Consider the following 8,482-nt stretch of genomic DNA (forward strand, 5'->3'; position numbering starts at 1 on the left):
ATTCAGGTATGACCTTGTCTCTTTTAGGCCTCAGCCAACCCATTCGGCGGCCTAAGCATGCCCTGATGCCATCGGGCATTAAGGCCGCTTCTCCTAGCCGGGTTTCGTAGGAGAAGAGTAAATCCCCTTTTTGTGGGGTGACTCTCTTTGTCCACTTCTTGAAGTCTATTTCACTGAGATACGCAGACTTTGTTAAATCCAACCGCCCTTTCTCTAAACTTGAAATACTTAAGAAACATGGCCCTGCTTCGATTTTTTTAGGGGTCGCATGAGGGCCATCAAAAACCGCGGCGATCTCACTAATGGTGGTCATTGAGTTATCCATTTAGAAACACCCCGCCAACTCCCTGATCTCCTGCTCCAATCACCTTAATAAACTGCTGCCCGGCTGGGGTGAGACGGTATTTTTGGGTGGGACTGTTTGGTGAGTCCGGCTGGGTCATTTCGATCAGCTTAGCGTTTAAGGCGGGATCGAGATAGGTGTACTTGAAGTTTCTCCTTCCTTTCAAATCAAGTAATGCCATAAGTTCGGTAACGGTCTTGTCACCATCCATGACTGCAATGAGCTTTTCTACTTGTTCCCTTACTTGTTCCCTTACTTGTTCCCTTACTTGTTCCCTTACTTGTTCTGATCTGGCAAGACTTTTCCGGACAAATAATTACGCATTAGCCAGGCTGCTGCGAAGTTCCTGGTAGGCGCTTTCAAAAATCTCCTCCGGGGTTGCTGTTCGTTCTTCATCTGCGGCAGTTTCATGGCTTTTATCCTGTTTGTTGCCCGGATAGAGGTTGGGATTGTTAAGATAGACCTTCTCGGGCTTTTTTATCTCCCGCAGGCCTTTACCGCTTCGGCTAGCTGTATAGAGTGCCATACTACTATCACTGAAAATGAAAATATTATAGCAGAGGACTTCACGTTTGCGAAGGGGACGGGGCAAGTTTGCGGTAGAAACCCGGTCATTGCCGAGAGCGGTTGCGTGACTGGCCCTGGTTTTGTCGTCTACCTTTGCCGGCCCAGGCCGGGCGGCCTGATTCGTCGCGGAGGGTTACACTGGCATGTTGGGTGGTGTTGGTGATTTCCTGGGCGATGATGTAGATGGCGCCATCATTTTCCTGGGCCTTGGATCCGCGTACTGTGATCTCATCACCTGTGCTGAGCGGGATACCGTGCTCTTGCCAGTAGTGGGGAGGGCCAGTAGAGATAAAGATGCTGGCGCCGTCTGTTTCGAGTTCGATTTGAAGACTTGGGCGGTCATCGTCTGCTTGGATGTTGATGATGTGTCCCTTGACCGTGATCACAGTGTTGATATCGTAGCCGGATTTGAGGTTCAGGGTTTTGTGACTGTCCTTATCGATTCCCCAAAAGGCGAAGGCCTGAAGCGGCTGTGACAAGCCAAGCGTCAAGAGAAGAGATATGGTGATTATGGTCTGTTTCATGGTGTGAGGCGGCGGACTTGTTGGTCCGCCGCCTGAGGGTTAGTGGTTAGATTACTCTGCTGCGGCAGGCACTGTTGTGGTCGTTCTGCCACTGCCATCTCGAAGGCCGTTGCCGTTGGCAGGACGAGTCGTGGAGCCATTGGCGGTAGTGCCAGTGTTCAAAAAGGTGCCGTCTCGACGTTGCGAACCTTCCGGGCGGACCGCTGTTGCGCCTGAAGTTGAGGTTTGAGTTCGGGTCTGAGCCCCGTTTCTTTTTCCAGCGCCATTGCCGCCGCGCGCCATGGCTTCTCCAGCCATGGTCATGGTGAAGATTGCTGCAACTGCCAGGGTCATCATCTGTTTGGTGTTCATGATTCTTTCTCCTTGAAGGTATTGAACGTTATGCTTTCGTGTGACGGTTCGGGCGTTCCGCCCTTTGCGGATTATTTGCCGAAGCCATCAAGCTTCCTGCCTGTCAATATTCCACGATCCGTGCCAAAGAGAGAAAAATTTATAACATCATGAAATTAGATGGATTATCGTTTTAATCCTAATGCCGAATTGCTGAAAACAGATGCAAAATTTGCACCTGTCGAGAAAATCTTGCACTATCCTAGTAACTATTCAGCTCAATCCGCAAAACAAGCAGATGTCGGGAACTGTAACTATTCAGCAGCACTACAGATGCGCGAAATAAGCCTGCGAACAATAGCCCGTCTATGTGAGCAGGCTTATGACAGCTAAGCGACCGTAGGGAGACTGCGAAGCAGATGTGGTGTTGCTGGACAGTTACATCCTTAATTACTTAGAATCATCGGTTATTCCATACTCCTTCAGGCGATACTGTAAGGTCCGCAGAGATATGCCCAAACGATCAGCAGCCAGACGACGTTTACCTGCAGTCGCCTTCAATGCGGCGGCAATAGATTTCCGTTCGGTCTCTTTCAAGATGCCTCCCTCTTCCCTGGAGACTGGTGGGGGCGAGTGGAAGATCTTCGGTAGTTCCATGATCGTTACTTCGCCACGGGACAAGATGATGGCGCGTTCGATGACATTTTGCAATTCGCGGATATTGCCAGGCCAGTAATAGGCGCGTAATACCTTCATGGCTTGCGTGGTGATGCCTGAGATTTTTTTGCCCATGGTGCGGGCGTGGAGGCGGATAAGAAAGTCCACCAGATCACCCAAGGCATCATCACGGTCACGCAATGGGGGCAGGGTGATGGGAAAGACATTCAGTCGGTAGAAGAGGTCCTCGCGAAAGCGTCCCTCGGTCACCTCTGTGGCCAGATCTCGGTTGGAAGCGGCCAGGATTCTGACATTGGCGTGCATCTCACGATTGCCGCCCACCCGCTGGAAACTATGCTCCTGGAGGACCCGCAATAGTTTGGACTGCATTAAAAGGGGCATCTCCCCGACTTCATCCAGCAGAATTGTTCCGCCGGCTGCCAGTTCGAATTTCCCTTGGCGAGTGGTGGTAGCGCCGGTGAAAGCGCCTCGTTCGTGGCCGAAAAGTTCACTTTCCAGAAGATTGTCCGGGATGGCGGCACAGTTTATGGCGACGAAAGGGCCGCCTTGGCGAAGGCTGGTCAGATGAAGGTAACGGGCGAGTAATTCCTTGCCTGTACCGCTTTCGCCGCCGATCAACACCGTCGCCTCGGTTTGAGCGACCTCTCCTACCAGTCGGCGCACTTCGCCCATCGCCGTCCCGGCAAAAAGGATGTCCAGAGGCGGTAATCCAGCCAGTTCCGCTTCATCAGGGGCAATCAAGCGTCGCTTCCGGCAATGCTCATCGAGAAGACGAGTCACCAGCGTCCGCAGAGTTGCCGGATCCTGAAGCGGCTTGGTAAGAAAGTCGCTGACTCCATCTTTGATAGCCGCGACAGCTTCCTCCACAGTGCCAAAAGCGGTGATCAAGATGAATGGCGGCGCTGACGGATCACTACGACTGGCTCGAAATAACTCAAGGCCTCCCATCTTCGGCATTTTGAGGTCGGACAACACCAGGTCGAATGACTTGCTCTTCAGCAGTGTCAAGCCTGCCGCACCATCGGCAGCCTGATCCACCATATGGCCGGCATCTTCCAGGATATCCGCTAATAGAGTGCGGAAGGTGGTATCGTCCTCAACGATCAGGATTCGTCCGTTGGTCATCACTTACTCCATCAATTTTGGTGGCCTGGAGGTGGACACTAAAAAGCGCTCCGCCTCCAGGGGCAGGGCCTGCTTTAATGCTGCCGCCATAGTCATCAATAATTTTTTTAGATATTGCCAGCCCAAGACCGGCCCCACGGGCCTTGCTGGTTCGAAACGGCTCAAACAGCGCTGACTGCATCTCAGCAGAAATGCCAGGACCGTTGTCGGCGACATTGATTTCAGCCCATTTCCCATCTCGGAGTCCTGTGACAATAATCGTGCCTTCATCGGGAGAAGCTTGTATGGCATTGGTGATCAGATTGAGCAGGACGCGACGCAATCCTGCCTCCTGGCAGAGCACGGTCAGTTCGTTGGGGATGTGGCAATGAATTTTGACACTGCGCTCTTGTGCTTGGGGGGTAAGTAATTTCAATACGGATTCAGCAACTATCGCTGGTCGACACGGTATCAGCGAAATTGATTCGGTTCGGGTGTAGAGCAAGATGTCATTGACTAATCCCTGTAAATGATTCGCTTCGTTGACGATCAGCTGGGCAAAACCACGATCCTTGCCCTCGGGAAGACGTTCGGTCAAAAATTGGCCATAGCCCTTGATCCCGGCTAAGGGATTCCGGACTTCATGGGCCAGGACTGCCCCGACTTCACCCAGTCTCGCCAACTCTTTTTGCTGCGCGGCCTGACGTTGCTGTTCTGCTTGGCGTTTCAACAGCCAGAGAACAGTGAGTCCCAAGAGCCAGCCCACAGCCAACAGGGAGAAGATTACTGTTATACCTTGGCGGGCGCGGCGCATTACCTCTTCTGCGCGCCAGGTGTGTAAGGCGAGACGCAGTATGCAGGTAGTGCTGGAAAGATGCAAGGGGGTCTGAAACTCGTAAATTGTTTCGCCGGTTCCGAGCTGGAGCCGTTTTTCACTCAAAGCGCCTGTCTGTAAAACCGACTGATAGCGAGTGTCGCCTACATTGGAACCGGTCAAGTCGGAATTGGTATGGAAGATAATCGTGCCGTTGGCGGCGATGATGGCTGCGTAAGCGACCTCACGGGTCAAAAGTGAGTTGAGGGATTTCAGCGAGGTATCGTTGACCGCTACTTCTTCCATGATGGTCGCTGTGGTAAGAGCCAGGCCACGCAAAATTTCTTCCGCAATTGGCGCTGCCGAACGGTAGTTACGGATTGCAAACCAAGAGAGCCCGCCGGTAAGGACGGCCGCAGTAACAATTGCGAGGATGACAGCGATGAATCTGAACATAACGCCTTTTACTCTATCTTTCCAGCATCGAAAAGGACCTATTTGAATCTCTATCGAATATTGACTTCCTCCATTGAAAATGAAAATTTCTTAGCAAAGGTCTTCACGGTTGCAGAGGAGACGGGGCAAGTTTACGACAGAGCCCTTATAGCTACCGGCTTTGCCAAGGTTTACTTACTTACACTATCCCCTAGAGTAGTTTCTTTGACAGCTTGTGTGGAATCTACATTGGCTCGTGCGGAGATAAACTCGCCTTTGAGGTTGAGATCCCGTTGTGGAAACGGGATGACGATCTGGTGTTCTCGAAAAATTTTATCAATTGCAAAATTCAGATCGCTCCGGCAGATTAAACGCTTGTCAACCTCATGAATAAAACAGCGCAGTTCGAAGTTAAGGGAACTTTCGGCAAATTCCATGAACAAAACCTGAGGTTCAAGATTGGTTTCGGTGGTAACCACTTCGGGATGGGAGTAAGCAACTTCAAGCAGTAACTTCTTGACAACTTCGGTGTCGCTGCCGTAGGCCACGCCAATCGGAATTTTCACCCGGCCCTTCCTGTCACTATACATCCAGTTGGTCACCTGGCTGGAGATGAGTTCTGAGTTTGGAACAATGACATCGGCCCGATCAAAGGTTCTGATGACGGTGGAACGGACGCTGATCTCAGTAACATAGCCCTCTGTAGGGCCAACGGCAATCCAATCACCCCGCTGAATTGGACGTTCAAAAATCAGGATGAGACCAGAAACGAAGTTATTGACAATGTTTTGCAGACCAAAACCAATACCAACCGAGAGAGCGCCGGCGATTACGGTTAAGGAGGTAAAGCTCATCCCCGATGCCCCGCAGCCTGCCAGTAAGGCAAGGATGAAGCCGAGATAGCCGGTTACAGTTATAGTGGCATCGCGAGCGCTGGCAGTTAAATGGCTATTGTTCGCCAAATGTTCTTTGATGAGATTCTTGGCCCACAGAGATAAAGTCCAGAAGAGAAAAAAGAGAAAAATGCCAATAAAAATACGACCAGGGGCGATGGATATGTGGCCGATCGTAAATCCTTCGTTCAGCAGATTGACGGTTTGGCTGAAAAACTTCTGTGAAATCGACCAACTGGAAATGATAAAGAGAAGAAGAAGCGCCAGAGCGAAAAGATCGAGCAGGATGTGGAGCCAAAAGAAAGATGTTCCAACTTGCTGGTCTTCAAGACCGAATTTTTTACGAATTCGAGCAGGCCAGCCGCTGCCGCCATAAGAGAGGCTTTGAAATCCGCCTTCCAGCAGATATTTGGTAGAGAAATAGAGTAAAATCCCGCCAATGGTTTTCAGGGTGTTGGTCAAAATATATTCGGAAAGGTTAAGGTAGCCAAGCCAACCAGTGATCATTGCCGCAGCCAAGACCGGGGTCAGGAACAACCGTAACCATTTCCCGCTCTTTTCCCGACCAGGGACATTAACAAAAAGCCAAATGAGCCGAATCCATAACAAACAGAGGAGGGTGAGCATGGTCACCCGAAGAAGGAGAAAGGATGGGACATCGTTTTTCTGAAAAAACTCGGAGCTGACCAGAAAAATGTTTAAAGAGAGGAACAATGCCGTCCATTTAAGATACCGTTCAAAAGGGCTGGTGAGATGGCTAGGCATGGGCAATAACGGTTCATTCCCGCCAGTAGATTTGACAAAAAACCGGATCAGCATACGAAGAAGGAGATAAAGACAGACAGTGAACGCCAGGGGCGCGAGATAGGTCGGACTTTTACGGTTACTGGTCAGTAACTGCACAAAAATTCCCATGGTCAAAACCGGAAAGAGCAAATAGAGATAATGGGCAAGACTATTGACTAACGCTCTGACAATCGGATGATGATGGTTTGCGTGTTCAGACAGTAGGAATTTACGCAGCCAGAGGCTCAAGAAGAAGATGACACTAACCAACACCCCGCCAAGAATGACAACGAAGAAGGAAAGGCCTTCCCATCCACTTTGCTGGTTAAAAAATGGGCTGAACTCTGCCCACCATTCTCTGAAGCCCGGTGGCTGCGCAGAGATTAAGGCGATGAGATCATCGTGCTTGTTTAAAATATTTAAGGTCGCCAGCTTCTGCCGACGTTCACTAATCGTATTGAGTAACTCGTCAATTTGCATGACGAAGACATTGCACTGCGTTAAGTCCTGCTGGGTATTCATCTTGGTGGTACGAAAGTTTTTGCGTTGTTGACTCACCTCGTTTGATTCATCAACACCTTTGGCCCCAAGTTCTTCCAAAGATTGGCTAACTTTGTCCAATTCTTCCTTGTTGCTCTTCACGCATTGCCGCACCGACGTCAAGGTTGTGCCCAGCCGCTCGCTTGCTTTGGTAAGTTCTTCGAACTCGGTTGTCTTGTTTTTTACCATACTTTTGGTCTCATCAATCACCAGCCGAATCGCATCTTCATTATAGTCGGAAGGGGCAGCAAGGACGGGGGCATGGAAAAGTAGGATGAGCAGTAGAAAGCACAGTAGTCGGAGGTGGTCGGCAAGCGGGGGCAACATTTTTGTGGATCGAAGTGAATGGTGGTGACTAGAGAATTTTTTATTCATTGTATGGCTCATTATTAGGCGTGAAAAGAAGTATGAGGTGTTATTCGGGGATGAAGGTCAAGAAAAAGTGCTCCCACTTTGGAGGCCAAGCTAGTAAGTGCGCGCATCTACATGATTATTTTTGGTGATGATTTCTTGCTGCTATCCTTATTTTCTCTGTAGGTGTGGACAAAGCGGCGGTTTCCATCAGTTCATTGCCGACCCCCATGGCCCACTCACGAATTTGTCTTGAGTTCTGCTTCGCTACTGTGGAAAATTCTCTGTGAAGATTATTCATGTCCCTTGCCTGTGAACCTGTATCGATAGCTTTTTCCGGGAGTTTCTCATCTACCTTAATACTGACAGGCCCAGCAAGATATGTTTCGGTAAAGCTTCCTTCGATTATCTGCAAGGAAGTGTGCAAGCGATCAATAGCCTGCTTGGCATTACTGATGGAATCACTGGTCATACGATCCAATGCCGTAGCCTCCGCTATAAATATCTTGTCCACTTCATGGCCACGAGTGAAAAAATCCCTGGTCATAAGGTAAGTTAGTGATAGACAGGCCTTCAAGGACGTGAGTTGTTCGACAATCCTATGTGTGATCGGTTCCGAGCTGTCGAGATCTTCAGTTGCCATGGCAATTTCACTTTTAAATTGTTGAAACGCTATAATCTCTTTTGATGTTTTTGCCAATTCAGCATGAGTCATGATGATCTGGTCTTCCATCTCAAATTGTTCAATGCGTACTGTTTCCCAGGTGTTTACTTCTTCATTGGTAGAGATTTGAGTTGAAAAATCGACCTCGGCGATTGACGTGTCGATTAAACTGATGGCTCCAAGCCATAACAGCGCGCCAGATAATATAATTGTAACGATAGTCATGGCAACTCGTTTGTTGATGGTTCTGTTTGCTGTTGGCACAGGAACGGTCAGTCTATGCATAGCAGTTCTCCTTGTCGGAATTTTTTACTTAGGGACGCGGAAAATACCAATTTACCATAACGCATCCCGGCTTTGGGCCATCTTTGGTCGCGACTCAATCACAAAATCCTCGACGTAGCGCTGCTACGCCTGCGGTTTTGTTCAATCGGCGCAACCAAATCTGACCCA

At 49.6% G+C, this 8,482-nt stretch carries 10 protein-coding genes; 1 reads left to right on the forward strand and 9 read right to left on the reverse strand.

Annotation, left to right across the window (positions count from 1 at the left end; translation table 11 throughout):
* The 5 genes from FP815_06245 to FP815_06265 all read right to left on the reverse strand — a co-directional run.
* Positions 1-325: restriction endonuclease subunit S (locus FP815_06245; GenBank protein MBA3014540.1), on the reverse strand; the 325-nt coding region annotated here is incomplete at its 3' end.
* Positions 318-554 carry a hypothetical protein gene (locus tag FP815_06250; GenBank protein MBA3014541.1) on the reverse strand — a complete coding sequence of 79 codons (237 nt, stop codon included), beginning with the start codon at positions 552-554 and terminating at the stop codon, positions 318-320. The genes FP815_06250 and FP815_06245, both read right to left, overlap by 8 nt.
* A gap of 105 nt (positions 555-659) precedes the next feature.
* Positions 660-869, reverse strand: a complete 210-nt coding sequence (locus tag FP815_06255) for a hypothetical protein (GenBank protein ID MBA3014542.1) — start codon at positions 867-869, stop codon at positions 660-662.
* Between the two features lie 85 nt (positions 870-954).
* Entirely contained in the window at positions 955-1,434 is a 480-nt protein-coding gene (locus FP815_06260) for a hypothetical protein (GenBank protein ID MBA3014543.1), read from the reverse strand.
* Positions 1,435-1,485: 51 nt separating this feature from the next.
* Positions 1,486-1,785, reverse strand: a complete 300-nt coding sequence (locus tag FP815_06265) for a hypothetical protein (protein MBA3014544.1) — start codon at positions 1,783-1,785, stop codon at positions 1,486-1,488.
* 159 nt (positions 1,786-1,944) lie between these two features.
* Here FP815_06265 and FP815_06270 point away from each other — a divergent pair, with 159 nt between their 5' ends.
* Positions 1,945-2,157 carry a hypothetical protein gene (locus FP815_06270; GenBank protein MBA3014545.1) on the forward strand — a complete coding sequence of 71 codons (213 nt, stop codon included), beginning with the start codon at positions 1,945-1,947 and terminating at the stop codon, positions 2,155-2,157.
* A 57-nt stretch (positions 2,158-2,214) separates the two neighbouring features.
* On the opposite strand, the gene FP815_06275 is transcribed toward FP815_06270, so the two are convergent.
* From FP815_06275 to FP815_06290, 4 genes are all read right to left on the reverse strand, one after another.
* Positions 2,215-3,567 (reverse strand): sigma-54-dependent Fis family transcriptional regulator, encoded by a 1,353-nt coding sequence (locus tag FP815_06275; GenBank protein ID MBA3014546.1) that lies wholly within the window; start codon positions 3,565-3,567, stop codon positions 2,215-2,217.
* Positions 3,539-4,816: a histidine kinase gene (locus FP815_06280; protein MBA3014547.1), complete on the reverse strand. Its 1,278-nt coding sequence runs from the start codon at positions 4,814-4,816 to the stop codon at positions 3,539-3,541. The genes FP815_06275 and FP815_06280 overlap by 29 nt, the downstream gene beginning before the upstream one ends.
* Positions 4,817-4,986: 170 nt before the next feature.
* Positions 4,987-7,401: a mechanosensitive ion channel family protein gene (locus FP815_06285; GenBank protein MBA3014548.1), complete on the reverse strand. Its 2,415-nt coding sequence runs from the start codon at positions 7,399-7,401 to the stop codon at positions 4,987-4,989.
* Positions 7,402-7,504: 103 nt separating this feature from the next.
* Positions 7,505-8,254, reverse strand: a complete 750-nt coding sequence (locus tag FP815_06290; GenBank protein MBA3014549.1) for a hypothetical protein — start codon at positions 8,252-8,254, stop codon at positions 7,505-7,507.
* Positions 8,255-8,482: the final 228 nt, after the last annotated feature.

It is taken from the genome of Desulfobulbaceae bacterium, assembly GCA_013792005.1.
Lineage (GTDB): Bacteria > Desulfobacterota > Desulfobulbia > Desulfobulbales > VMSU01 > VMSU01.